The sequence below is a fragment of the Ruegeria sp. BC8 genome (assembly GCF_056535705.1).
This window is the reverse complement of sequence record NZ_JBQFIV010000001.1, coordinates 1,748,040-1,772,406: the sequence shown is the minus strand read 5'-3', so window position 1 is coordinate 1,772,406 and position 24,367 is coordinate 1,748,040. Positions and strand designations below refer to the sequence as shown.

The window sequence follows — 24,367 nt, the reverse complement described above, 5'->3', positions numbered from 1 at the left end:
GAGGCGCGGGCAGATCGGCTCTGCCCACGCCATGCGGTTATGTCAGCGCATCCGCAGGGCGCCGTCGATGCGGATGACTTCGCCGTTCAGATAGCCCATCTCGACGATGAACCCGGCCAGCCGGCCGTATTCGCGCGGGTCACCCAGGCGGGCGGGGTTCGGCACGTCGGCGGCCAACTGCTGCTGCACCTCTTCGGGCAGGCCGGCCAGCATCGGCGTCATGAAGATGCCGGGCGCGATGGTCATCACCCGGATACCGGTCGAGGCCAGATCGCGCGCCATCGGCAGGGTCATGCCCACGACACCGCCCTTGGACGCCGCATAGGCCGCCTGACCTTTCTGTCCGTCAAACGCGGCAATCGAGGCGGTGTTGATGATCACGCCACGCGCGCCATATGACTCGGGCGCGTTCTTGGCCATCTCGGCGGCGGCCAGACGCGACACGTTGAAGGTGCCCACCAGGTTGATGTCGATGGTGCGCTGAAAGGCGTCCAGCGGATGCGGGCCGTCCTTGGCGACGGTTTTGATGCCATAGGCGATGCCGGCACAGTTCACGCAGGCGGTGATCTTGCCCATCTTCTCCATCGCCAGCGCAATGGCCGCGGCCACCGAGTTCTCGTCCGTCACGTCGGTCTGGGCGAAATGTCCGCCGATCTCGGTCGCGACCTGCGCGCCATGCTCGGCATCGCGGTCGAGGATGGTGACCTGCGCGCCGTTCTCGGCAAAGTAACGGGCGGTGGCCTCTCCGAGGCCCGAGGCGCCGCCGGTGATGACGGCAGCGGTGGTGGACAATTGCATGGCGGGCTCCTCCCCAGTGATCTGAACGTTCGTTCAAATAATCCGAGATGGCACGTCCTGTCCAGTCGGCAGTGACTCAGTCCAGCCGGCTGCGCTGCTGCATCGGGGTGACGCCGAAGGCGGCGCGGTACACGCGTGAAAAATGGCCCGGGCTTTCAAAGCCGCAGGCAAAGGCCACGTCGGTGACCGAGGATTCGGTCTGCAACAACAGGTTGCGCGCGCGGTCCAGCCGCAGTTCCACAAAGTATTTCTTGGGCGAGGCGTTGAGGTATTTGCCGAAGAGCCGTTCCAGCTGGCGGGTCGAGATGCCGATCTGTTCGGCGATCACCGCCGGCGAGATCGGGTCGTTGATGCGGTCGGCCATGATCTGGATCGCCTTGGCCAGATGCGCGTTGCGCATGCCGTTGCGCGATTGCAGCGACACACGCTGATCGGCGGTCGCGTTGCGCACGGCGTTGTAGACCATCTGGTCGGCCACCGCGATCGACAGGTCCTGCCCGTGGTCGCGCTCGATCAGGTGCAGCATCAGGTCGGCCGTTGCGGTGCCGCCCGAGGCGGTCATGTGCTTTTCATCGGCCACGAAGACGCTGCGCACCAGATTCACGTCCGGGAAAGCCTCCATGAAGGCGTCGTGATATTCCCAATGGATCGCCGCCTGCATCCCGTTCAGGAACCCGGCCTCGGCCAGCAGCCACGCACCCGAACACAGCGCCCCGATGGCCGTGCCGCGCGCCCGTTCGCGGCGCAGCGCGGCCAGCAGGAGTCGGCTGACGTGATCGCGCATGTGAATGCCCGACAAAACAAAGATCTGGTCGCATTTCGGCAGGTCCGCCAACCCGCCATGCACCAGTGTCACGGACCCGTTCGAACACACCGCCTGCGCGCCGTCCTCCGAGGCGAAGGACCAGCGGTACAGTTCCTCGCCGCTGACCCAGTTGGCGATCCGCAGCGGCTCGACCGCGCAGGAGAAGGCCAGGTGCGAGAACTCGGGAACGAGGATGAAACAGAAATGTTGCGGGCGGGTCATGCGCTCAGTCTATCACGGGCGGTCAGACTGATTGTGTACAAGTTGCATTTTATCGGGCAAGAGCAGAGGCGACATCCTGGGTGTCGCGATTCGCCCAAAGCGAAGGTTGGGGATGAAAGACGACACGAAAAGCCGCAAGGCGGCGCTGGCCGCGCATCTGAAGGCGGCGGTGATGACGCTGAAACTGCGCCCTGGCGATGATCTGGACGAGGCGCAGCTGTCCGAGGCGTTCGGCCTGTCGCGCACGCCACTGCGCGAAGTGTTCCGGCATCTGGCCGGGCTGGGCTATCTTGAACTGCGTGAAAACCGGGGCGCGCGGGTGTCGCAGATGTCCTATGCCACGCTGCGCGATTTCTTCCTGGTGGCGCCGATGATCTATGGCGCGGTGCTTCGGCTGGCGGCGCAGAACGCGACAGGTGACCAGATCGATCGGTTGAAGGCGGCGCAGGCGGCGTTTCGGGAAACGTTGCGGGCGAGCTCGGCCGAAGATCGCGCGCTGGCCAACAACCAGTTCCACGAGATCACCGGCGAGATGGCGGCGAATGTCTACCTGCTGCCGTCGTTTCAGCGGCTGCTGATCGACCATGCGCGCATCGGCATGACCTTCTACCGCCCGGGTCAAGGCGGGATGGGCGAAAGCCTCGATCTGGCCTGCGCCCAGCATGACGCCATCATCGCCGCGATCGAGGCGCGCGACGAGGCGGCGGCGGGGCAGCTGGCGGCCGATCACTGGGCGCTGTCGCGCGATCAGATCGAGCTGTTCGTGACGCCGGCCGGTCTGGACCTTCCGCTGGGCTCGGTCGAGCGCGGATAGAAAAACGGCCGCCCCAGGGCGGCCGTTGTGTTCAGGGTCAGGCCGGTTCAGCCCAGTTGCACCAGCGCGTGCCGCTTCTTGCCCGCGCTCAGCTTGATGGGCGAGGAAAGGGCCGCTGCGTCGATCATCAGCCCGGCATCGGTCAGCGGTGCGTCGTCCAGACGGGCGCCGTTTTCGGAAATCAAGCGCTTGGCCTCCTTGCCCGATTTCGCCAGGCCCGACTTCACGATCAGCTGCACGACCGAGATGCCGTCGCCCAGATCCTCGGCTGTCAGGGTCAGGGTGGGCAGGTCGCCGCCCACGCCGCCCTTTTCGAACACCTCGCGCGCGGTGGCCTCGGCCTTGGCCGCGGCCTCGGCCCCGTGCAGCAGGGTCGTCACCTCGTTGGCCAGACGGATCTTGGCCTCGTTGATCTCGGACCCCTGCAGCGCGCCCATGCGGTCGCATTCGTCCACGGGAAGCTCGGTGAAGATCTTCAGGAAGCGGCCCACATCGGCGTCGGTGGTGTTGCGCCAGAACTGCCAGAACTCGTAGGGCGACAGCATGTCGCCGTTCAGCCAGATGGCGCCGCCCTGGCTTTTGCCCATCTTGCGCCCATCGCTGGTGGTCAGCAGGGGCGTGGTCAGGCCATAGATCTCGTGATCCAGCACGCGGCGGGTCAGGTCGATGCCGTTGACGATGTTGCCCCACTGGTCCGATCCGCCCATCTGCAGGATGCAGCCATAGCGGCGGTTCAGTTCCAGAAAGTCATAGGCCTGCAGGATCATGTAGTTGAACTCGAGGAACGACAGGGACTGTTCCCGGTCCAGCCGCGATTTCACCGATTCAAAGGACAGCATCCGGTTGACCGAGAAATGCCGCCCGATGTCCCGCAGGAAATCGAGATAGTTCAGGTCGTCCAGCCATTCGGCATTGTTCAGCATCAGCGCGCCGGTGTCGCTGTCGTCATAGGACAGGTACTTGTCGAACACCTTCTGCATGCCGGCGATGTTGGCGTCGATCTGCTCGGGGCCCAGCAGGGGGCGTTCGTCCGAGCGGAAAGACGGATCGCCCACCTTGGTGGTGCCGCCGCCCATCAGGGTGATCGGCTTGTGCCCCAGCTTCTGGAACCAGCGCAGAACCATGATGTTCATCAGGTGTCCGACATGCAGGGATTGGGCGGTGGCGTCATACCCGATATAGGCTGTCTGCACCCCGCTTGTCAGAGCATCGTCAAGGCCCTGATAATCGGTGCAATCGGCCAAAAAGCCGCGCTCGATCATCGTGGCGATGAAATCCGATTTGGGGTGATACGTCATGTCTTGCCTCGGGGTTGAATTGCGGGGCACGTTATAGGCGGCGAACGAGGGAAGGAAAAGGCCATGAATAAGGCCCGAGGCAAAGTTGGGGCAGTGCGGGCACTGGGGGCCATGTCGGGCACCTCGCTCGATGGGGTCGACGCGGCGGTGGTGGAAACCGACGGGCGGCAGATCCTGCGGTTCGGCGACAGTGCCTACCGGCCCTATACCGAGGACGAGCGCAAGCTGCTGCGCGCCGCGCTGGGCAAATGGAGTGGCCCCGAGGTGCACGCCGCCGAAGATCTGGTGACCCGCGCCCATGCCGAGCTGCTGTCGGAATTCGAGGACGTGGAACTGATCGGCTTTCACGGCCAGACCCTTGCGCATGAGCCGCGCGGCAAGGGCACGTTGCAGGTGGGCGATGGCGAGGGGTTGGCGGTCGCGCTGGGTGTACCGGTGGTCTGGGATTTCCGCAGCGATGACGTGGCCATGGGCGGCGAGGGCGCGCCACTGGCGCCGTTCTTCCACTTTGCCTGCGCAAAATATGTCGGGGCCACGGCGCCCTTGTGCTTTCTGAACCTGGGCGGTGTCGGCAACCTGACCTATGTGGACCCGTCCTTTGACGGACCCGAGGCGCCCGGTGCGCTGCTGGCCTTTGACACCGGCCCGGCCAATGCGCCGATCGACGATCTGGTGCAGGCGCGGCTGGGCCTGCCCATGGACCGCGACGCCGCGCTGGCCCGGCAAGGCACAGTCGAGACCGGGGCGCTGGAGCTGTTTCTAGCCGAGCCCTATTTCAACCGTCTGCCGCCCAAATCTCTGGACCGCAACGATTTCGCCGAGATGATCGGGCTGGTGAAGGAATTGAGCGACGCTGACGCCGTCGCCACCCTGACAGGCATGAGTGCGGCGGCGGTGGTGCAGGGGATGGAGCATTGCCCCAGACCGCCCGCGCGGGTGCTGGTCACCGGCGGCGGGCGCAGGAACCCGGTTTTGATGGAGATGCTGCGCGTGGCGATGGACTGCCCGGTCGATCCGGTCGAGGCCGTAGGTCTGGATGGCGACATGCTCGAGGCGCAGGCCTTTGCCTATCTGGCGGTGCGCGTGGCGCGGGGGATGCCGACCTCTTGCCCCGGCACCACCGGGGTAAAGGCGTTGGTTGGCGGGGGGACGGTCAGCCGGGTGTCGCAGGGCGCACCGCGCTGAAACGCAGCGAAAAATGATCCTGCCAATGCGCTCGCGCGTAATTGTAGCAGTAGCCACAACAACGCCGGAGATGAAGATGATCGGTTGCCTTGTCAAAAATGCGGCCGGTTGTGCCGCCGCGTTCATGCTCGCAGTGCCTGCCATGGCCGACGTGCAGGTTGAGTTCGTCGAGGGAGCGCCAAAGGACCGCTTCGTTCTTCGCAACGCCAGCGATTGCAGCCTGTCTGCGGCAACGGTGCGTCTGGATTTGTCCTCGTCGCAGGGCGGGCTGATCTTTGATGTCACCGGTGCGGGGGCAGGGGTTGAAGTATTTCAGCCCTTTGAAATGGTTTCGGGGTCCGAGTTTCTGAACGGGTTGCCTCAGGTTCAGGACGGGCAGTCAATGGTCGATCTGGACATCCGTGCCATGCCGCCCGGTGCGGAAATCGCCTTTACGATCGACGTGGATGACACGGGCGGCGGACGCGAGATCACCGTGTCGGGGGCTGAGATTCAGGGCGCGACGGTCTCTCTGGAAGGCGCGAAGAACCCGCAGCGTGGTGTCTTTTCGTCGGCGGCCCGCGCGGCTATACCGGTCGGGACCTGCTGAGGGGCAGTGCACCTGCGGATGGAACCGGCATGACCAAGACCCTGACACGTATCGCATTTCTGGTTCTGGTACTGGGTGGCGGCATACTGATCGGCACTCTGACGGGGCCGGGGGAGTGGTATGCAAACCTGAACAAACCGGTCTTCAACCCGCCGGGCTGGGTATTCGGCCCGGTCTGGACGGTTCTGTACGTGCTGATTGCGATGGCGGGATGGCGGCAGTTCGAACGCGACCGGGGATCGCCCGCAATGCGCCTGTGGTGGGCGCAGCTGGGCCTGAACTTCCTGTGGTCGCCCGCATTCTTCGTGCTGCACCAGCCGTGGCTGGCATTGGTAGTGATACTGGCGCTTCTGGTGGTGATTGTTCTGTTCATCACACGTGTCCGCCCTGTGGATCGCGTTTCGGCATGGGCGTTCGTGCCCTATCTGGCATGGGTGGCATTTGCGACCGTTCTGAACCTGTCGATCGCGATCCTGAACTGACGCCGGCGGTGGTCAGAGCATCCACTCGACCGGCAGCCATCTGACGACGGCGGCAAGGCCGCGCTGGAACCGCGAGGTGTTCGGGTCGGTCTCAAAGGTCGTGGTCGTCCCGTCCTTGGTCTGCTGAACCCAGACCAGCCCACCGTCATCATCCATCTCGACGCGATAGGCAAATTCCGGCTTGTCCAGTTGCCGGGCCAGATCTGTCGCGATCGTGGGGCTCTCGATCAGCAGGCCCATCTCGGTGTTCAACCGGGCCGAACGCGGGTCCAGATTGTATGAGCCGATAAAGATCCGTTTGCCATCCGAGCCAAAAACCTTTGCATGCAGGCCCGAAGCGGAGCCTGCAAGAATTTCGGGCAGGCTGCGTTCCTTGTGCTCGTCGCGCAACGCGCGCAGCTCCAGCAACTGAACCCCGCTTGCCAGCAGGTCGTCGCGATAGGCCATGTAGGCCGCATGAACAGGCATCACATCTGTTGCATCCAGTGAGTTGGTCAGGACCCGGACTTTGACCCCGGATGACGACAACCGCTCGAGCAGCTCGGCCCCGCGGGGACCGGGAATGAAATAGGCCGAGACCAGATCGAGCGAAGTCTCCGAGCTTTCGGCAAAGGTGATGAGACGCTCGACCATGAGGTTCTCGTCCTCGACCTCTCCAAGCCCCTTGGCCGGGTCATCGACAAAAAGTTCGACCGCGCTCCATTCGAACGGCAGATCGCGGGCGGCGATGCGGTCGGCCAGCTCATTGTCGCGGATCGCCTTTTGGTATCCGGCCCCGGCCGCGGTCTGACGCGCGGCCTCGGCCAGTGCTTTCAGGCTTGGGGCGGTCGCAGCGGGCAGGAACAACGCGGCATCATAGGCCGAGCCGCTGTTCCAGTAGGCATCGAACGATGCTGCAACCTCGTCCACGATCGGACCGATCGCGATGGTATCGACATCCAGATAGTGCGTCCCGGCACCGTAGTCGAAATAGATGTCGCCGATGTTTCGGCCCCCGACAATCGTGGCCACACCGTCCACCGTCATGGACTTGTTATGCATGCGGCGGTTCAACCGGCCGAAATCGAACGCATAGGACAGCAGCTTGGGATTGCGCAGCGTGAACGGGTTGAAGATGCGGACATGGGCCGTTGGCATGGCATCCAGTTCAGCCAGAAGCGGGTCCAGCCCCGAGATGCCGTTGTCATCGACCAGAAGGCGCACGCGTACGCCCCGTTCCGCCGCCGCACGCAATTCGTCCAGCAACATCAGGCCGGTCACGTCATCCTGCCAGATGTAGTATTGGGCATCTATGGACGAGACCGCCTCACGCGCGAGAATGGCGCGGGCAGCAAATGCGGTATGCCCCTGACCAAGGGGGCGGACGCCGTCCAGTCCGGGGTTGCGCTGCATCGCCGGCTCGATGGCTTGGCCCAGCGGACCAGTCCAATCCGCGGGTTGGCGGTGTGTCCGCTCCGAGAAATTGGTCTCGGGCAGCGGAAAAGCCAACCGCATCCCAAGCACGCCCAGGCCGAGGATCACAGCCACGGTCACCAAAGTCTTGATCAGCCGCATCGCGCCCTCGTCTTTGCCCAATCATACACACGCGAACCTTGCCGCATCGGGCAGGGCAAGTTCAAGCATGGTTCGGCAGGGGCTTGAGGTTTAGTTCCTGGGAATGTCGAACTCCGGCGGCGCCAATTCGAACCCGTCGAACTGGAACCCGGGCGAGACGACGCAGCTGACCAGCGTGTAGTCCCCGGTGCTGCGGGCAGCCTGCCAATGCCCGGCGGGTACGATGACCTGCGGCGCGCCCGCGCTCAGGTCAGGGGACAGCATGTGATCGCTTGCCGGTCCAGTATCGGTTTCACTGATCGACAGGATCAGCGGCGCGCCGGCGTGAAACAGCCAGATCTCGGTTGCATCGACCCGGTGCCAGTGGCTGGCCTCGTCCCGTTTCAGCAGGAAATAGATGCAAGTCGCGGTGGGGCGGCCTGTGTTGTCTGCGCGCCAGGTCTCGGCATACCAGCCGCCTTCGGGGTGGGGCTGCAGTTGCAGGTGGTCGATGATCTGGTCGGCGGTCATGGCGGGCCTTTCACGGCGATGGGATTTGGTGCTGGCAATACTGTGCACAGATCATATGTTTGCGCCATGACCCTGACGATCCCGTTCGACAATTCCTATGCCCGGCTGCCCGGTGCGTTTTATGCGCGCCAGTCGCCCGAGCCCGTACGCGCGCCGCGGCTGGTGGCTTTCAATGACGATCTGGCGCAGGTGCTGGGTATCTCGCCCGGTGACGCGCAGGACATGGCCCAGGTTTTTGCGGGCAACACCCTGCCGGACGGGGCCGAGCCGCTGGCGCAGCTGTATTCCGGTCACCAGTTCGGCAATTACAACCCGCAGCTGGGGGACGGGCGCGCGGTGCTTCTGGGCGAGGTGGTGGGCACGGACGGGATTCGCCGCGACATTCAGCTCAAGGGCTCGGGGCGCACGCCGTTTTCGCGGCAGGGCGACGGGCGGGCTTGGCTGGGGCCGGTTCTGCGGGAATATGTCGTGTCCGAGGCGATGCACGCGCTGGGTATTCCCACCACGCGGGCGCTGGCGGCGGTGGAAACCGGCGAGGTCGTGCTGCGCGAAGGCCCGATGCCCGGCGCGGTACTGACCCGCGTGGCGCAAAGCCATCTGCGGGTGGGTACGTTTCAGGTGTTCGCCGCACGCGGCCAGATCGCCGACCTGCAGCGGCTGACCGACTATGCCATCGCGCGCCACTACCCGGACGCCGTCGGGCCGATGGGCCTGCTGCGCGCCGTGCGTGACGCGCAGGCCGCGCTGATCGCGCAGTGGATGGCGGTGGGCTTCATCCACGGGGTGATGAACACCGACAACTGCGCCATTTCGGGCGAAACCATCGACTATGGCCCCTGCGCCTTCATGGACAGCTATCATCCGAACACCGTCTACAGTTCGATCGACCGGATGGGGCGCTATGCCTATTCCAACCAGCCCGAGATCGCGGTGTGGAACCTGGCGCAGCTGGCGACGGCGCTGATCCAGCAGATCGAGGACAAGCAGGCCGCCGTGGAAGAGGCGACCGAGATCGTACATGCCATGCCCGATTTGATGCAGAAGCACTGGCTGCGCCGGTTCCGGGCCAAGATCGGCCTGACCACCGAGGAGGACGGCGACCTTGCGCTGATCTCGGACCTGCTGACGCGGATGGCGCAGAATCAGGCCGATTTCACCAATACCTTCCGCGCGCTGGGCAGCGATGCGGCGCGGGACCAGTTCACCGATCCAGCGGCTTTCGACAGCTGGGCCGAGGGGTGGCGCGCGCGACTGACGCGCGAGGCGGACCCGGCCGCGGTGATGCACGCGGCCAACCCCGCCTTCATCCCGCGCAACCACCGCGTCGAACAGATGATCCAGGCCGCCGTTCAGGGCGACTATGCCCCGTTCCACCGGCTGAATGCAGTGCTGGCTCGGCCCTGTGGCGACCAGCCCGACGCCGCCGACCTGATACGCCCGCCCACGCAGGACGAGGTAGTGCATGCCACCTTTTGCGGGACCTGAGCGGGTTTCGGCATCTGTGCTGAACTATCGGCTTGCGTCCAGGCGCGATCCTGCGAATCCTGACGGGGTACAACCGTAGAAAACCGATGACCACTTTGCCCAAGCTGCGCCTTGCCAGCTACAACATCCAGAAATGCGTCGGACTGGACCTGCGACGCCAGCCGCAGCGCATCCTGCAGGTGCTGGACCGGCTGGGCGCCGATATCGTGGTGCTTCAAGAGGCCGACAAACGCCTGCCGCCGCGCCCGGCGGCGCTGCCGCATTTCATGCTGGACGAGGCCGGGTGGAAGATCGTCGATCTGGGCGGTGCGGGCAGTCTGGGCTGGCATGGCAACGCGGTGATCTGGCGGGGCGACCACATCCGGGTGCGCTGCGCCGCGCATCACGATCTGCCGGGGCTGGAGCCGCGCGGGGCGGTCCGGGTCGAGTTCGACACCCATATCGGGCCTTTGCGGGTGATGGGGATGCATCTGGGGCTGTTCTCGGCGTGGCGCCGTCAGCAGATCATCCACCTGCGGCAGGACGGCCGCGCGCTGGACCGGATGCCCACCGTCTGGGCAGGGGATTTCAACGAATGGTCACGCCAACCGATTCTTGACCGTCTGGCTCCCGACATGCGGTTCCTGCCGCCTGTGCCCAGCTTTCCCGCCGCGCAGCCTCTGGGCGCGCTGGACCGGATCGCGCTGGGCGGTGGGCTCGAGGCGCTGGCCCACGGCGTGCACGGGGAACGGCCCGCGCATATCGCCTCGGACCACCTGCCGGTCTGGGCCGATCTGCGGCTGGCGGGCTAAGGCGCAGCGGGCGCAAATCACAGTGGCGAAATCTGCGCGGACGTACTAAGACAGAAACCCGAACGGATTCTGGGGGATGACATGGCGGACACGATCATCGCGCGTTGCGAAGCTAAAGGCCTGCGCATGACCGGCCAGCGTCGAACCATCGCGCAGGTACTGCAGGACAGTGATGATCATCCCGATGTCGAGGAACTGTACGCACGCGCCTCGGCGCTGGATGCGGGCATTTCGATCGCAACCGTCTATCGCACCGTCAAACTTTTCGAAGAGGCCGGCATTCTCGAACGGCTGGAATTCGGCGACGGGCGTGCGCGCTATGAGGACGCCGAGCGCGACCACCACGATCACCTGATCGACATGAACTCGGGCGAGGTGATTGAATTCGTGGACCCCGAGATCGAAGCCCTGCAGGAAAAGATCGCCTCGAAGCTGGGCTATCGCCTGAAAGGTCATCGGCTGGAGTTGTACGGAGTTCCGCTGGACAAGGACTGATCCGGCCGGGACACATCACCAAAAGCGATTGGTCATCTAAAATCTATTCATGATTCCAAGCCCTCTTCGCGCTTGCCACGGGGGCGCGATCCGGGTCTTCTGCGTTGCGACGCGGCAATTAAGCCGTCCGAATTCAATAGGCAATGACATGAACAACGCGAACGGCATCCTGCTGGTCATCGGCGCTATGGCCGCCTTCACGCTTGAGGACATGTTCATCAAGCATTTGTCGGTCACCGTGCCGACCGGTCAGGTCATGATCGTGTTGGGGCTGTTCTGCGCGCTAGTCTTTGCCGCCATGGCCATCGTGACACGCAAACCGATCTTTGACTCGGCCGCCTGGCAACCGCTGTTCGTGATCCGCGCGTGCACCGAGGCGGTCGGGGCGCTGAGCTTTGTCACCGCCTTGTCCCTGGTCGACCTGTCGACCGTTGCGGCCGTGTTCCAGGCGATGCCGCTGGTGGTCACGATGGGGGCCGCACTCTTCCTGCGCGAACAGGTCGGCTGGCGCCGTTGGAGCGCAATCGGTGTCGGGTTTATCGGCGTTCTGATGATCATCCGCCCCGGTCTGGACGGGTTTCGGCCCGAGGCTCTGTTCGTGGTGGCCAGCGTCATCGCCATTGCCGCGCGGGACCTGATCACCCGCCGGCTGGACGCGCGCGTGGCCTCGGCCGTGGTGGCGCTGCAGGCCTATGCAGCGGTCGCGATTGCCGGCGGCGTGCTGATGCTGACCTCGGCGCAGCCTCTGGCGCCGCTGCAGATGGGGCAGATCGGACCCTATTTCGGTGCCGTTGGTTTTGGTGTTCTAGGCTATCTGGGGATCGTGACCGCAATGCGCGTGGGCGAGGCCTCGGCCCTGACGCCGTTCCGCTATACGCGGCTGCTGTTTTCGATCTTGGCAGGGATGTGGATGTTCGGCGAACGGCCGGACCTGATGACCATGATCGGCGCGTCGCTGATCATCGGGTCGGGCATGTACACGTTCATCCGCGAACGGCGCATTGCGCGGGCCATGGCTCCGGCGGTCTGCTGACCTGTTGGCGCAAACACGCCGCTGTTGGCGCTAAAGGCCGGAAAATATGCGTGTTAGCGATAACGGACCCGGTTTACTTTTCCCCGCGTGCTGGTATGAGGCATGCAACCGAACGCATTTTCAGGGACCGGTATCATGAGCACCATCATCGACATCCACGCACGCGAAATCCTGGACAGCCGGGGCAACCCCACCGTCGAGGTGGACGTGGTTCTGGAAGACGGCACCATGGGCCGGGCCGCCGTGCCTTCGGGCGCATCGACCGGCGCCTATGAGGCGGTGGAAAAGCGCGATGGCGACAAGTCCCGTTACATGGGCAAGGGCGTGCTCGAAGCCGTGGCCGCCGTGAACGGCGAGATCGCCGAAGAGCTGGTGGGCTTTGACGCGACCGAGCAGGTGGCGATCGACGCCGCCATGATCGAGCTGGACGGCACCCCGAACAAGGGCCGCCTGGGCGCCAACGCCATTCTGGGCGTGTCGCTGGCCGTGGCCAAGGCGGCGGCGGATTTCACCACCCAGCCGCTCTATCGCTACGTGGGGGGCACCTCGGCGCGGGTTCTGCCGGTGCCGATGATGAACATCATCAATGGCGGCGAACATGCCGACAACCCGATCGACATCCAGGAATTCATGATCATGCCCGTGGCCGCCAGCAACATCCGCGAAGCGGTGCGCATGGGTTCGGAAGTGTTCCACACTCTGAAAAAGGAACTATCGGCCGCCGGGCTGGCCACCGGTGTCGGCGACGAGGGCGGGTTTGCCCCCAACATCGCCTCGACCCGCGAGGCACTGGATTTCATCCTCAAGTCGATCGAGAAGGCGGGCTACAAGCCGGGTGACGAGATCTACCTGGCGCTCGATTGCGCCGCCACCGAGTATTACAAGGACGGCAAATACGTCCTGTCGGGCGAGGGCAAGACCCTCAGCAGCGACGAGAACGTGGCCTATCTGGCAGCCCTGGTGAACGACTATCCGATCATCTCGATCGAGGATGGCATGTCCGAGGATGACTGGGACGGCTGGAAGGCGCTGACCGACGAGCTGGACGGCAAGGTGCAGCTGGTAGGTGACGACCTGTTCGTGACCAACCCCGCGCGTCTGGCCGAAGGGATCGAGAAGGGCTGCGCCAACTCGATGCTGGTCAAGGTGAACCAGATCGGTTCGCTGACCGAGACCCTGCGCGCCGTGGATATGGCGCACCGCGCCCGCTATACCAACGTGATGTCGCACCGCTCGGGCGAGACCGAGGACGCCACCATCGCCGATCTGGCCGTGGCCACCAACTGCGGTCAGATCAAAACCGGCTCGCTGGCGCGGTCGGACCGGCTGGCCAAGTACAACCAGCTGATCCGCATCGAGGAAACGCTGGGCGAGGTCGCCGAATACGCGGGGCGTTCGATCCTTCGCAAGTAAGGCACAAGCTGCTAGGCTGACCCCCGACATTGGCCGGGGGTCCGTCATGCTTAGTATCGTTGAACCAAGAACGCCGGACCAGTTCGATGCTGTCCGGCGTTTGTGTTGGGATTATCACGCCTATCTGCTGACGTTGGATGAACGATCGCGGCAGGTCGTGAACACGTTCTATCCACCCAAGAAATATGCGGCTGTTCTGTCCGCCATCGAAGTCGAGCATATGCCACCCAAGGGCGGGACCCGGCTGGCGATGCTGGACGGGCAGGCGGTGGGCTGCGGGATGTTCCAGACGATCGGTCCGGGTATCGCCGAGATCAAGCGCGTGTTCGTGACCGATGACGCTCGGGGCACTGGCGCGGGGTGTGCGATCATGCAGGCGCTGATTGCCCAGTGCCGCAAGGACGGGTTTGAGATGATCCGGATGGACACCGGAAAACCGCTGGAAGCGGCGACTCGGCTGTATCTGTCGCTGGGGTTCAAGCTGCGCGATGCCTATTCGGATATACCCAAGATCGCCCAAGGCCAGCTGTTGTTCTTCGAAATGTCACTGGCGGGTGACTCTGCCGAACCCGATGGAATTGCAGGGTAATCTCCCTTTACGCCCGAGTTTGGGGCAGGCAGGGAGAAAAAATGCAAACATAAATGTGATTATGTGTGAACTTGTTCCTACAAGTGCGACGTTGTCGGGCGTAGCTTGACGGTACAGCAGAAAAGGAGAACGTGATGTCCGCTTCAAGAATCCTTCTCGTTATTTCCGTGCTTTCCGTCGGGGTTCTGGCGGCCTGCGCAGGGCCTGACACCTACCCGATCACCGGCGAGCCGGTGTCGCAGAACGATCCGGTGCAAGAGATGTACTACAATCCCGGGCTGATCTTCCGCGGCGAGTCACGCTAGAGCTTTTTGCTCATCAACATGTAACGGTCGCGCGGTTTGAAACCGGTCCGAAGGTAGAGTTTCTGCGCGGCCTCGTTGGTTCGATCCACTTCCAGATGCAGGGCCGTGAGGCCGGCACCGGCCAGCGCTTTGGGCAAGTCCAATAGAACCTCGGTGGCAATTCCGCGGCCGCGAATTGCAGGCCGGATGTAGATTTCGTCCACGAACCCGTCCATCCCCCCGAACTCGACCGACCAACCGAAGGTCAGGATGATGTAGCCCAGCGGCGCGCGCGACGGGCCGATCAGATAGATGCAGCCATGCGGGATGCCTTCCAGCAGCGGCGTCAGCGCATCGCGCCTTTGGTCGGGGTCCTGTTCGATCCCGGCCTCAGCGTGAAAGGCCGCGACCAAGCCCATCAGCCGGTCAAGGTCGTCGGGGCGGGCAAGGCGCAGGGCGGCGCTCATAGCCGCGCCAGCCGTTCGGTCAGCAGGGCAAAGAACCCGTCGGCATCCACGTCGCCGATGAACAGCGCGTTGGGCTTGCGGTCGGTGACGCCCCACCAGTCGGCGACGGTCATGCCGAGCGTGAGGTCCGACTGGGTTTCGATCTCGACGTTCACATGGCGGCCCGAGAACAGCTCGGGGCGGATCAGATAGGCGGTCACGCAGGGATCGTGCAGGGGCGCGCCCTCGCTGCCGTATTTTTCCTTGTCAAAACGTTCGAAGAAATCGGTCATCTCGGCCACGGCGATGCCGACCTTGGTGCCAAGGGCCCGGAACGCGTCGTTGCGCGGTTTGGTGACCAGGGCCTTGTGCGTCACATCCAGCGGCATCACCACGATCGGAACGCCGGATTTGAACACGATATCAGCGGCCTCGGGGTCGACATGGATGTTGAATTCAGCGGTGGGTGTGATGTTTCCGACTTCGAAGTAAGCACCACCCATCAGCACGATTTCCTGCACGCGCTCAACAATGTCGGGCGCCTTCTGAAAAGCCGTGGCGATGTTGGTCAGCGGCCCCAGCGGGCAGAGGGTGACGGTGCCGGGATCCTGCGCGCGCAGCGTATCGATGATGAAATCGACGCCATGCCCCTCGGCCAACGGCATCTGCGGGTCAGGCAGGACGGGGCCGTCCAGCCCGGTCTTGCCATGCACGTGCTCGGCGGTGATCAGAGGACGTTTCAACGGGCGGCCGCACCCGGCAAAGACCGGAGTGTCCGTGCGCCCGGCCAGTTCGCAGACGATGCGCGCATTCTTTGCAGTCAGCTCCAGCGGCACGTTTCCGGCGACGGCGGTTATGCCCAGAACCTCGATCTCGTCGGGGCTGGCCAGGGCCAGCAGGATGGCGACGGCGTCGTCCTGTCCGGGGTCGGTGTCGATGATGATCTTGCGCGCGGTCATGGGGCCTCCGGGGTCTTGAAGGGCGGACACTGGCAAGCGCGGCCCGGCTTGTCCAGCGGTTTCAGGCGTCGCTTGCGGCCTTGAGCGGCGGGAGTTTGCCGTTGGCGCGGTGTTCTTCGGTTTTCACCGCGTCCCACAGGGCGTCCATATCTTCCAGCGTGCTGTCTGACGGCGTCTTGCCACGTGCGGCCAGCCGGGCTTCGACCTGTTCGAACCGGCGGGTGAACTTGGCGTTGGTGCGACGCAAGGCGGCCTCGGGCTCGATGCCCAGATGGCGACCGAGATTGACCATCACGAAGAGCAGGTCGCCGAACTCGTCCTCGAGCGCGTCCGCGTCCATGCTATCGCGCGCCTCTTCCAGTTCGGCGGCCTCTTCGGTGATCTTGTCTAGCACATGGCTGACATCGGGCCAGTCAAACCCCACCCGAGCGGCGCGTTTCTGCAGCTTGTAGGCGCGCAGCAGGGCGGGCAGGTTGGCGGCCACCCCGTCCAGAGCGCCTTTCTGTTCCTTGCCCGCGCGCTCCGCGGCCTTGATCGCCTCCCAGTCGCGGGTCTGTTGTTCGGCAGACTTGTCGCGGGATTCGTCGCCGAAGACATGCGGGTGGCGGGCCACCATCTTGTTGGACATGGTGCGCACCACGTCCTGAAAGGTGAAATGCCCGGCCTCTTCGGCCATCTGCGCGTGAAAGACCGACTGGAACAGCAGATCTCCTAGCTCGCCCTTGAGCTCGTCCCAGGCCTGGCGTTCGATGGCGTCGGCGACCTCATAGGCCTCTTCGATCGTGTAGGGGGCGATGGTGGCGAAATCCTGTTCGATGTCCCACGGGCAGCCGGTTTCCGGGTCGCGCAGGCGGCGCATGATCTCCAGCAGCCGCTCGATTCCGGCGTCGGTATCGTGGATCAGTGGATTTTCAGCCATTGCGAAGCCCCTTGTTCCGGTGTCAGATGCATCCATCCCGCAGCTTGGATCAGGAGTCCACCCCCGATGCCCGTCGTCAACCGCATTGCCGATTACGCCGCCGACATGGCCGAATGGCGCCAGCACCTGCACACGATCCCGGAACTGGAGTTCGACTGCCACCAGACCGCCGCCTTCGTGGCCGAGCGGCTGCGTGAATTCGGCGTGGACGAATTGCACGAAGGGATCGCGCAGACAGGGATCGTGGCGATCATCACCGGGCAGGGCGATGGCCCCACGATCGGGCTGCGCGCCGACATGGATGCGCTGCCGATCGCTGAAGAAACGGGTGTGGACTATGCCTCGAAGACACCGGGCATGATGCATGCTTGCGGGCATGACGGGCACACCACTATGCTGCTGGGCGCGGCGCGGTATCTGGCCGAGACGCGGAATTTCCGGGGCCGGGTGGCGTTGCTGTTCCAACCCGCCGAGGAAGAGGGCGGTGGTGCCGATATCATGGTCAAAGAGGGTGTGATGGACCGGTTCGACATCGCTCAGGTCTATGCCCTGCACAATGCGCCGGGCTTTGCCGAGGGCGCGTTCTATACTACGCCCGGGCCGATCATGGCGGCGGTCGATACGTTCGACATCCACATTCAGGGCGTGGGTGGCCACGGCGCCATGCCACACGAGACGCGCGACCCGGTCATGGCCGCCAGCGGAATCGCGCAGGCGATCCAGACCATCGTCAGCCGCAACCACTATGCGCTGGACGATCTGGTGATCTCGGTCACCCAGATCCACACCGGAACCGTGAACAACGTGATCCCCGACACCGCCTATCTGAACGGCACCGTTCGGACCTTCGATCCGGCGGTGCAGCAGATGGTGATGGCCCGGCTTGAGGAAATCGTGCAGGGGCAGGCGGCATCCTACGGGGTCACGGCGACCCTGGATTATGTCGTCGGCTATCCGGCCACGGTGAACGATGCGGACAAGACCGGTTTCGCCGCCGAGGTGGCGCGCGAGGTGGCAGGCACCGATCGGGTGATCGCCAATTCGGGCCGCGAGATGGGGGCCGAAGATTTCTCGTACATGCTGCAGGAACGTCCGGGCGCCTATCTGTTCCTGGGGCAGGGCGACGGGCCGGGGTTGCACCACCCCAAGTATAATTTCAACGACGAGATCGCACCGGTGGGTGCCTCGTTCTTTGCGCGCATCGTCGAAAAGGCGCAGCCGTTGACCTGACGGTCCGGTCAATATCAGGGAGGAAACGGGCCAAAATGGCATTGGAAGACGCAAAAAACCAGGTCGATGAGGCCTTTACCAACCCCGACCTGAAGGGGTTGAGCTATGAAAACACCTTTGGCGGGGCCACGTCCTTTCTGCGGCGGCTGTACACCAAGGATCTGACCGGCGCCGATATCGCGGTGACCGGCGTGCCGTTCGATCAGGCGGTGACCAACCGCCCCGGCACCCGTCTGGGTCCGCGCGCGATCCGCGAGGCCAGCGCCCTGCAATCGCCCGATGCGCCTTATGGCTGGCCCTTCGATGCGCTCAGCGAGCTGGCGATCATCGACTATGGCGACATGGCCTATGACTATGCCAACATCCCGGCCTTTCCCGACACGCTGACCAATCATATCCGTACCATTCTGGCGGCGGATGTGGCCTCGGTCACGCTGGGGGGCGACCACTATATCAGCTTTCCGATCCTCAAGGCCTATGCCGAGAAATACGGTCCGATGTCGCTGTTGCAGTTCGATGCCCATACCGACACCTGGGCCGATGACGACATGAGCCGGGTGGACCACGGAACCATGTTCTACAAGGCGGTGAAGTCGGGGATCGTGGACCCGAAACGCTCCGTTCAGGTGGGGATCCGCACCACCAACGAAGACACGCTGGGCGTCAACATCATCGACGCGCGCGAGGTCTATGAATCCGGCCCCGCCGCCGTGGCGCAGAAGATCAAGGGCATCCTGGGCGACAGTCCGGTCTATCTGAGCTTTGACATCGACGGGCTGGACCCGGCCTTTGCGCCTGGCACCGGCACGCCGGTCTGGGGTGGGCTCAGCTCGATTCAGGCACAGATCATTCTGCGCGACATCGCCGGGATCAACATCAAGGGCGGCGACGTGGTCGAGGTGTCTCCGCCGTATGATACGTCCGGTGCAACGGCGATCGCGGGGGCGCATGTGGCGACCCAGATCATCTGCCTGCTGGGATGGACCAAGCTAGCGAAAGACGGGCGGCTTTAACCATTGGTTAGCCTTGGTTTTGCTATGGCCGGTATCAGGTGAACCAACGGGACAGGGGGCGCGCACGCCATGAGCCAATTCAACCAACCCATCAGCGGCAATGATCTGGCGCGGTTTTCCGGGCCGAACACCTTCATGCGGTTGCCCGCGGCCGATACGCTGGCGGGGCTGGACGTGGCGGTGCTGGGCGTGCCGATGGATATCGGAACCTCATGGCGGTCGGGCACCCGATTCGGCCCCAAACAGATCCGCGCCGAAAGCGCGATGATCCGGCCCTACAACATGGCTACCTTCGCCGCGCCTTTCGACAGCCTCCAGATCGCCGATATCGGAGATCTGGCGATCAACACCTTCTCGCTGGCCGACAGCCTTCGGATCATCAAGGAAAGCTATGACGCGATCCTGGCGGAGGGCGTGATCCCGGTGGCGATGGGGGGCGACCATTCGATCACCTTGCCGATCCTGCGGGCCGTTGCCGCGAAACACGGGCCCGTTGCCTTGGTGCATGTGGACGCCCATGCCGACGTCAATGATGAGATGTTCGGCGAGTGCGAAACCCACGGAACCGTCTTCCGCCGCGCGTATGAAGAGGGGCTGATCGTGCCCGACAAGACCTTTCAGGTCGGTATCCGCGGGTCGGGCTATGCGGCCAGCGATTTCACCGAGGCCAAGGGCTGGGGGTTCCGGCAGTTTCCTGCGTGGGAGTTGTGGCAACAAAACCTGACTCAAATCGGAGCGTTGATCCGCAAGGAAATCGGCGAGCATCCGGTTTATGTCACCTACGACATCGACAGCCTGGACCCGGCCTATGCCCCCGGCACCGGTACGCCCGAGATCGGCGGGCTGACCACGCCGCAAGCGCTGCAGCTGATCCACGCGCTGGGGGGCATGAACGTGGTGGGCTGCGATCTGGTCGAGGTCTCGCCGCCCTATGACCCGTCGGGCAACACCGCGCTGACGGCGGCAAATCTGCTGTTCGAACTGCTGTGCATTCTGCCCGGCGTGACGTCACGGTAGGCAGCGCCGGCAGGTCTTGCCCCTTACCAGCGGGCGGCTAGGGTTCTGCCGGAAGGTCTGATTGGAATGAAACGCATGGTTCTTTGGTTGATCGTCGCCGCGGTTGTCGGGCTTGGCCTCTATGTGCGGCTGGCACCGGCCGATCCCGCGCGCTGGCATGTGCCAGTCGTGGCCGAGGCAGATCGTGACCTGCCCGGAGGCGTGATCCGCGTGGTGCAGACCGGGCCGGACGGCCTCGCGCGGCTGGACAAGATGGCGCGGGCGACGCCGCGTACGACGGTGCTGGCCGGATCGGTGGATGAGGGTCTGATCACCTATGTGTCCCGCAGCCGGGTGTTCGGCTTTCCCGACTACACTACCGCCCAGCAGGACGGCGACTCGTTGCGCATCTATGGACGGTTACGATTTGGCCGACGGGATTTCGACGTCAACCGCACCCGGGTCGACGGTTGGCTGGCGGCTCTGCAGTCCTGAAGACAGGCACCCCTCGGACACCTCGCGCCACATCGGCACGTTCAGCGACATCTGGCATTGGGCCATGAACATGCGGCCATCGACCTGCAGGCAGACCATTTCGCCCAGTTCCACCCGCGCGCCGGAGGTGTCGGTGCAATAGCAATCCTGCACCTTGCCACCGGGGCCGATGACATCGGCCAGACCGGGCGTTGCGCAGACGATCAGCAGGGCCATGATCCGTTTCATGGGCATAGCTTAGCACAAGCCGGGGCCTTGACCAAAGCCGTCGGATGATAGACACCGCCCCAATGATCCCCGAAGAACGTCTTGAACAGATCACCCAGCGATTCCAGTACCTCGAAGCGGCCATGTCCGATGGCGCCTCGGCCGGCGATATCGCGGCTTTGGCCAAGGAATATTCCGACCTCAAGCCGGTGGTCGAACAGATCGCAGCCTGGCGCCAGCTGCGGGCCGATCTGGCCGAGGCCGAGGCGATGCTGGACGACCCCGACATGAAAGAGCTGGCTGAGGAGGAGATCCCGCAGCTCAAGGCGCACATCCCCGAAGCCGAGCATGCGCTGCAACTGGCGCTGCTGCCCAAGGACGCGGCCGATGCGCGGCCGGCGATGCTGGAGATCCGCCCCGGCACCGGCGGCGACGAGGCGGCGCTTTTCGCGGGCGACCTGCTGCGGATGTATCAGCGCTACGCCGAAGCGCGCGGCTGGCAGTTCGAGATCATCGAAGAACAGCAGACCGAACTGGGCGGCATCAAGGAAGTGGTGGCCCATATCAAGGGCGACAACGTCTTTGCCCGGCTGAAATACGAATCCGGCGTGCACCGCGTACAGCGTGTACCCGAAACCGAGAGCGGCGGGCGCATCCACACCTCGGCGGCGACTGTGGCGGTTCTGCCCGAGGCCGAGGATGTGGACATCCAGATCGACCCGAATGACATTCGCATCGACACGATGCGCAGCTCGGGCGCGGGTGGGCAGCATGTGAACACCACCGACTCGGCGGTGCGGATCACCCACCTGCCCACGGGAATCGTGGTGACGAGTTCCGAGAAATCACAGCACCGCAACCGCGAGATCGCGATGCAGGTGCTCAAGACGCGTCTCTATGACCTCGAACGTCAGCGGATCGACAGCGAACGCTCGGCCGACCGGGCCAGCCAGGTGGGGTCGGGCGACCGATCCGAGCGCATCCGGACCTACAATTTCCCGCAGGGCCGGATGACCGATCACCGGATCAACCTGACGCTCTACAAGCTCGATCAGATCATGCAGGGCGATCTGGATGAGGTGATCGACGCGCTAACCGCCGACGATCAGGCGCGCCTGTTGGCGGAGATGGCGCAATGATCGCGGCGCTGACAGCGGCACAGGCCATGGTGGCCGCCACCGCGCGCCTGCGGGCCGCAGGTGTGGACGACCCGGCGCGGGACGCCCGGGTTCTGCTGGCCCATGCCGCCCGGATCGAGGCCAGCCGCGTGACCCTGATCGCGCCCGAAGAGCTCTCGCCCGAGATCGCCGAACGGTATGAGCAACTGGTGTCGCTGCGCGCGATCCGGGTGCCGGTTTCCCATCTGCTGGGCGAGCGCGAATTCTACGGCCGACGCTTCCGCGTCAGCCGCGACGTTCTGGACCCGCGCCCCGAAACCGAGGCGCTGATCGAAGCGGCCCTGAGCCAGCCGTTTGACCGGGTGCTCGACCTGGGCGTCGGCTCAGGCTGCATCCTGATCACCCTGCTGGCAGAACGCACCAGCGCAACCGGGCTGGGCGTCGATCTGAGCGAGGCAGCCTGTCTGCAGGCAAGTGCGAATGCGGTGGCCCACGGGGTGCAGGATCGGGCGGAAATCCAACGCTCGGACTGGTTTGACAACATTGGTGGCCATTTCGACCTGATCGTTTCCAATCCGCCCTATATCGCGCTCGACGAAATGGATGACTTGTCGCCCGAAGTGCGCGAGCACGAGCCGCGTCTGGCTTTGACGGATGAAGCGGACGGGCTGGACGCCTATCGCCGGATTGCGGCCGGTGCCCCCGATCACCTTGTTCCCGGCGGGCGGCTTTTGGTGGAAATCGGTCCGACACAGGCGCAGGCGGTTAGCGCGTTGTTCGACGCGGCGGGGCTGGCGGATATCCGTGTCGTTCCTGATCTGGACGGGCGGGACCGGGTGGTGGGCGCCAGAATGCCGGGCTAGCCGCGGATTCTGAGGCCGATTTACGCCGGTCGGGGTAAAAAACCCGGCATTTGGTGTATTAACCCCTTGTCTGCGCCGTCAGGACATGCTTACTCAGAGTAGTCAGCGCGGTTGACGCCCCTTCGGCGCACCCCTGACGCCAAGCCCAAAAAAGTCGACATCCCGTGACGGCACAGGCCACAGAGCAGCGCAGAATACGGGTGGATCGACAGTGCAAGACAAGGCTGACGTACAGTAAGATGAGATCCTCCAAATCCCGCTCGCGGGCAAAGAACAACCGCAATCGTCCCTCTGGTGGAAACGTCGTTAACCGGGTTTTCGACAGCTCGGGGCCCGAGGGCAAGGTGCGCGGCACGCCGCAGCAGATCATTGACAAGTACAACCAGCTGGCGCGCGATGCACAGCTGGCCAATGACCGCGTCGCTGCCGAAAACTTTCAGCAACATGCCGAGCATTACCTGCGCCTGCTGAGCGAGGCGCAACGCGAAATGGAAGCGCGTCGGGAGGAGCAGGAACGCCAGAACCGCGAGCGTCAGGCCGAACGCGATCGGGAGCGGGCGGAACGGCAGGAACGTGAAGCCGCACGCCAGGCGGACCCGGCCGAGGCTCCGCAGCCGGACATCGTTGATCTGAACGCCGATTCGGATACTCCTGAATCCGGGCTTGTCGAGACGCCCGAAAGCGCGGGCGCCAAGGCCGAAGCGGCCGAGCGCAAGGACAAACCTGCCCGGAGACCGCGCGCACGCAAGCCTAAGGCCGTAGAAGAGCAGGCCCCCCAAGGCGGCGGTGATGCACCAGAGGCTGCCGAATAAGCCATAGCGGTTGCGCACAGAGTTCAAAGGCCCCGGTCAGAGATGTCCGGGGCCGTTTTCGTTCGGGATCAGGTTTTTTGTATCTCACGCGCCAGCGCGCAGAACGCTTCGAGTGATATCTGCTCGGCACGGTCGGTGGGCTTGATGCCGGCGGCGTTCAGGCGGTCCTCGATATCTGGGGCCATCCCCTTGAGCGACGCGCGCAGCATCTTGCGGCGTTGATTGAACGCAGCGGCCACGACACGTGACAGAATACCGGCATCGGCCGGAAAGCGGGGTTCGGGCAGGGCGGTCAGGTGGACCACGGCGCTGCTGACCTTGGGCGGCGGCGTGAACGCACCGGGGGGCAGGGACATGGCGATGCGCGCCTCGGCCCGCCACTGGGCCAGGATCGCCAGCCGCCCATAAGCCTTGGTGCCGGGCTGCGCCACGATGCGCTCGGCCACCTCGCGCTGGAACATCAGGGTCAGGCTCTGCCAGAAGGGTGGCCATTCCGGCGGGGTCAGCCAGCGCACCAGCAGTTCCGTGCCCACATTGTAGGGCAGATTGGCCGCCACGCGGATGGGCGGGTTCAGATGTTCAAGCGGATCGATTTCAAGAGCGTCGCCATTGATGACCTCGAGCCGCCCGGGATAGGCAGCGGCGATTTCCTGAAGCGCGGCGATGCAGCGGGTATCTTTTTCCACCGCCACCACCTTGCGCGCACCTTCGGTCAGCAAACCGCGGGTCAGGCCTCCGGGGCCGGGGCCGATCTCCAGCACGTCGCATTGGCTCAGGTCGCCGGCCTGCCGGGCGATCTTGGCCGTCAGGTTGAGATCGAGCAGGAAGTTCTGACCCAGCGACTTGCGCGCCGAGAGCTGGTGCTTGGCGATGACCTCGCGCAGCGGGGGGAGGGTGTCGATTGCGCTCATGATCCGGTTACCGTGGCGCGAGGGGCAGGCGGTGCGCCAGAGAATTTTTGC

General features: G+C 64.3%; 28 protein-coding genes. 18 read left to right on the top strand and 10 right to left on the bottom strand.

Annotated elements, in window-relative coordinates:
• Nucleotides 1–42: 42 nt before the first annotated feature.
• Both ACR3EK_RS08975 and ACR3EK_RS08970 read right to left on the bottom strand, forming a co-directional pair.
• Entirely contained in the window at nt 43–798 is a 756-nt protein-coding gene (locus ACR3EK_RS08975; RefSeq protein ID WP_480633201.1) for a 3-hydroxyacyl-CoA dehydrogenase, read from the bottom strand.
• A 76-nt stretch (nt 799–874) separates the two neighbouring features.
• Entirely contained in the window at nt 875–1,825 is a 951-nt protein-coding gene (locus tag ACR3EK_RS08970) for a GlxA family transcriptional regulator (RefSeq protein WP_480633200.1), read from the bottom strand.
• A 112-nt stretch (nt 1,826–1,937) separates the two neighbouring features.
• On the opposite strand from ACR3EK_RS08970, the gene ACR3EK_RS08965 reads away from it, so the two are divergent.
• Entirely contained in the window at nt 1,938–2,639 is a 702-nt protein-coding gene (locus tag ACR3EK_RS08965) for a GntR family transcriptional regulator (protein WP_170366198.1), read from the top strand.
• Between the two features lie 47 nt (nt 2,640–2,686).
• Here the strand turns inward: ACR3EK_RS08965 and tyrS are convergent, their stop codons facing one another.
• Nucleotides 2,687–3,937 carry a tyrosine--tRNA ligase gene (tyrS, locus tag ACR3EK_RS08960; protein WP_170363298.1) on the bottom strand — a complete coding sequence of 417 codons (1,251 nt, stop codon included), beginning with the start codon at nt 3,935–3,937 and terminating at the stop codon, nt 2,687–2,689.
• Nucleotides 3,938–4,000: 63 nt separating this feature from the next.
• Between tyrS and ACR3EK_RS08955 the strand changes: the two genes are divergently transcribed.
• The 3 genes from ACR3EK_RS08955 to ACR3EK_RS08945 all read left to right on the top strand — a co-directional run bounded on the left by ACR3EK_RS08955 (nt 4,001) and on the right by ACR3EK_RS08945 (nt 6,193).
• Nucleotides 4,001–5,122: an anhydro-N-acetylmuramic acid kinase gene (locus ACR3EK_RS08955; RefSeq protein WP_480633199.1), complete on the top strand. Its 1,122-nt coding sequence runs from the start codon at nt 4,001–4,003 to the stop codon at nt 5,120–5,122.
• A gap of 124 nt (nt 5,123–5,246) precedes the next feature.
• Nucleotides 5,247–5,711, top strand: coding sequence for an aggregation factor core (locus ACR3EK_RS08950; protein WP_480633198.1), 465 nt, complete (start codon nt 5,247–5,249; stop codon nt 5,709–5,711).
• A 29-nt stretch (nt 5,712–5,740) separates the two neighbouring features.
• Nucleotides 5,741–6,193 carry a TspO/MBR family protein gene (locus ACR3EK_RS08945; RefSeq protein ID WP_170363300.1) on the top strand — a complete coding sequence of 151 codons (453 nt, stop codon included), beginning with the start codon at nt 5,741–5,743 and terminating at the stop codon, nt 6,191–6,193.
• A gap of 12 nt (nt 6,194–6,205) precedes the next feature.
• Here the strand turns inward: ACR3EK_RS08945 and ACR3EK_RS08940 are convergent, their stop codons facing one another.
• Nucleotides 6,206–7,747 carry a phospholipase D family protein gene (locus ACR3EK_RS08940; RefSeq protein ID WP_480633197.1) on the bottom strand — a complete coding sequence of 514 codons (1,542 nt, stop codon included), beginning with the start codon at nt 7,745–7,747 and terminating at the stop codon, nt 6,206–6,208.
• Between the two features lie 90 nt (nt 7,748–7,837).
• On the bottom strand, nt 7,838–8,257 hold the full coding sequence (locus tag ACR3EK_RS08935) for a cupin domain-containing protein (protein ID WP_170358910.1): 420 nt from the start codon (nt 8,255–8,257) through the stop codon (nt 7,838–7,840).
• 66 nt (nt 8,258–8,323) lie between these two features.
• Between ACR3EK_RS08935 and ACR3EK_RS08930 the strand changes: the two genes are divergently transcribed.
• The 7 genes from ACR3EK_RS08930 to ACR3EK_RS08900 all read left to right on the top strand — a co-directional run bounded on the left by ACR3EK_RS08930 (nt 8,324) and on the right by ACR3EK_RS08900 (nt 14,368).
• Nucleotides 8,324–9,742, top strand: a complete 1,419-nt coding sequence (locus tag ACR3EK_RS08930) for a protein adenylyltransferase SelO (protein ID WP_480633196.1) — start codon at nt 8,324–8,326, stop codon at nt 9,740–9,742.
• 86 nt (nt 9,743–9,828) lie between these two features.
• Nucleotides 9,829–10,533, top strand: a complete 705-nt coding sequence (locus tag ACR3EK_RS08925) for an endonuclease/exonuclease/phosphatase family protein (protein ID WP_170358914.1) — start codon at nt 9,829–9,831, stop codon at nt 10,531–10,533.
• Between the two features lie 81 nt (nt 10,534–10,614).
• A complete protein-coding gene (locus tag ACR3EK_RS08920; protein ID WP_093962302.1) occupies nt 10,615–11,028 on the top strand; it encodes a Fur family transcriptional regulator in 414 nt (137 codons plus the stop codon).
• 148 nt (nt 11,029–11,176) lie between these two features.
• The gene (locus tag ACR3EK_RS08915) at nt 11,177–12,061 is read left to right on the top strand and encodes a DMT family transporter (protein WP_170449765.1); all 885 of its coding nucleotides are present in this window, start codon (nt 11,177–11,179) and stop codon (nt 12,059–12,061) included.
• A 135-nt stretch (nt 12,062–12,196) separates the two neighbouring features.
• The gene (gene eno, locus ACR3EK_RS08910; protein ID WP_170366178.1) at nt 12,197–13,474 is read left to right on the top strand and encodes a phosphopyruvate hydratase; all 1,278 of its coding nucleotides are present in this window, start codon (nt 12,197–12,199) and stop codon (nt 13,472–13,474) included.
• A 46-nt stretch (nt 13,475–13,520) separates the two neighbouring features.
• Entirely contained in the window at nt 13,521–14,063 is a 543-nt protein-coding gene (locus ACR3EK_RS08905; protein ID WP_480633195.1) for a GNAT family N-acetyltransferase, read from the top strand.
• Nucleotides 14,064–14,197: 134 nt separating this feature from the next.
• A complete protein-coding gene (locus ACR3EK_RS08900) occupies nt 14,198–14,368 on the top strand; it encodes a hypothetical protein (RefSeq protein ID WP_170338259.1) in 171 nt (56 codons plus the stop codon).
• Here ACR3EK_RS08900 and ACR3EK_RS08895 read toward each other — a convergent pair.
• From ACR3EK_RS08895 to mazG, 3 genes are all read right to left on the bottom strand, one after another.
• Nucleotides 14,365–14,814, bottom strand: coding sequence for a GNAT family N-acetyltransferase (locus ACR3EK_RS08895; protein ID WP_480633194.1), 450 nt, complete (start codon nt 14,812–14,814; stop codon nt 14,365–14,367). The two genes, ACR3EK_RS08900 and ACR3EK_RS08895, sit on opposite strands and share 4 nt — an antisense overlap.
• Nucleotides 14,811–15,752 carry a nucleoside hydrolase gene (locus tag ACR3EK_RS08890; protein WP_480633193.1) on the bottom strand — a complete coding sequence of 314 codons (942 nt, stop codon included), beginning with the start codon at nt 15,750–15,752 and terminating at the stop codon, nt 14,811–14,813. The genes ACR3EK_RS08895 and ACR3EK_RS08890 overlap by 4 nt, the downstream gene beginning before the upstream one ends.
• Before the next feature lie 61 nt (nt 15,753–15,813).
• The gene (gene mazG / locus ACR3EK_RS08885; protein WP_480633192.1) at nt 15,814–16,671 is read right to left on the bottom strand and encodes a nucleoside triphosphate pyrophosphohydrolase; all 858 of its coding nucleotides are present in this window, start codon (nt 16,669–16,671) and stop codon (nt 15,814–15,816) included.
• A 66-nt stretch (nt 16,672–16,737) separates the two neighbouring features.
• On the opposite strand from mazG, the gene ACR3EK_RS08880 reads away from it, so the two are divergent.
• From ACR3EK_RS08880 to ACR3EK_RS08865, 4 genes are all read left to right on the top strand, one after another.
• Complete coding sequence (locus ACR3EK_RS08880) at nt 16,738–17,901, top strand: M20 aminoacylase family protein (RefSeq protein ID WP_480633191.1); 1,164 nt, start codon at nt 16,738–16,740, stop codon at nt 17,899–17,901.
• A 35-nt stretch (nt 17,902–17,936) separates the two neighbouring features.
• A complete protein-coding gene (gene speB / locus ACR3EK_RS08875) occupies nt 17,937–18,914 on the top strand; it encodes an agmatinase (RefSeq protein WP_170366168.1) in 978 nt (325 codons plus the stop codon).
• A 69-nt stretch (nt 18,915–18,983) separates the two neighbouring features.
• Nucleotides 18,984–19,931: an agmatinase gene (gene speB / locus ACR3EK_RS08870; RefSeq protein ID WP_480633190.1), complete on the top strand. Its 948-nt coding sequence runs from the start codon at nt 18,984–18,986 to the stop codon at nt 19,929–19,931.
• 66 nt (nt 19,932–19,997) lie between these two features.
• Entirely contained in the window at nt 19,998–20,405 is a 408-nt protein-coding gene (locus ACR3EK_RS08865) for a DUF1499 domain-containing protein (RefSeq protein WP_480633189.1), read from the top strand.
• Here the strand turns inward: ACR3EK_RS08865 and ACR3EK_RS08860 are convergent.
• Nucleotides 20,331–20,639: a hypothetical protein gene (locus tag ACR3EK_RS08860; RefSeq protein WP_425328542.1), complete on the bottom strand. Its 309-nt coding sequence runs from the start codon at nt 20,637–20,639 to the stop codon at nt 20,331–20,333. The genes ACR3EK_RS08865 and ACR3EK_RS08860 overlap by 75 nt on opposite strands.
• A 56-nt stretch (nt 20,640–20,695) precedes the next feature.
• Here ACR3EK_RS08860 and prfA point away from each other — a divergent pair, with 56 nt between their 5' ends.
• The 3 genes from prfA (at nt 20,696) to ACR3EK_RS08845 (ending at nt 23,405) form a co-directional block, all read left to right on the top strand.
• Nucleotides 20,696–21,751 carry a peptide chain release factor 1 gene (gene prfA / locus ACR3EK_RS08855; RefSeq protein WP_480633188.1) on the top strand — a complete coding sequence of 352 codons (1,056 nt, stop codon included), beginning with the start codon at nt 20,696–20,698 and terminating at the stop codon, nt 21,749–21,751.
• Nucleotides 21,748–22,593 (top strand): peptide chain release factor N(5)-glutamine methyltransferase, encoded by an 846-nt coding sequence (gene prmC / locus ACR3EK_RS08850; protein WP_170358938.1) that lies wholly within the window; start codon nt 21,748–21,750, stop codon nt 22,591–22,593. Before prfA ends, prmC begins: the two co-directional genes overlap by 4 nt.
• 239 nt (nt 22,594–22,832) lie before the next feature.
• The gene (locus ACR3EK_RS08845; RefSeq protein ID WP_170338278.1) at nt 22,833–23,405 is read left to right on the top strand and encodes a DUF4167 domain-containing protein; all 573 of its coding nucleotides are present in this window, start codon (nt 22,833–22,835) and stop codon (nt 23,403–23,405) included.
• 68 nt (nt 23,406–23,473) lie between these two features.
• Here the strand turns inward: ACR3EK_RS08845 and rsmA are convergent, their stop codons facing one another.
• A complete protein-coding gene (rsmA, locus tag ACR3EK_RS08840; RefSeq protein WP_480633187.1) occupies nt 23,474–24,316 on the bottom strand; it encodes a 16S rRNA (adenine(1518)-N(6)/adenine(1519)-N(6))-dimethyltransferase RsmA in 843 nt (280 codons plus the stop codon).
• Between the last annotated feature and the right edge of the window lie 51 nt (nt 24,317–24,367).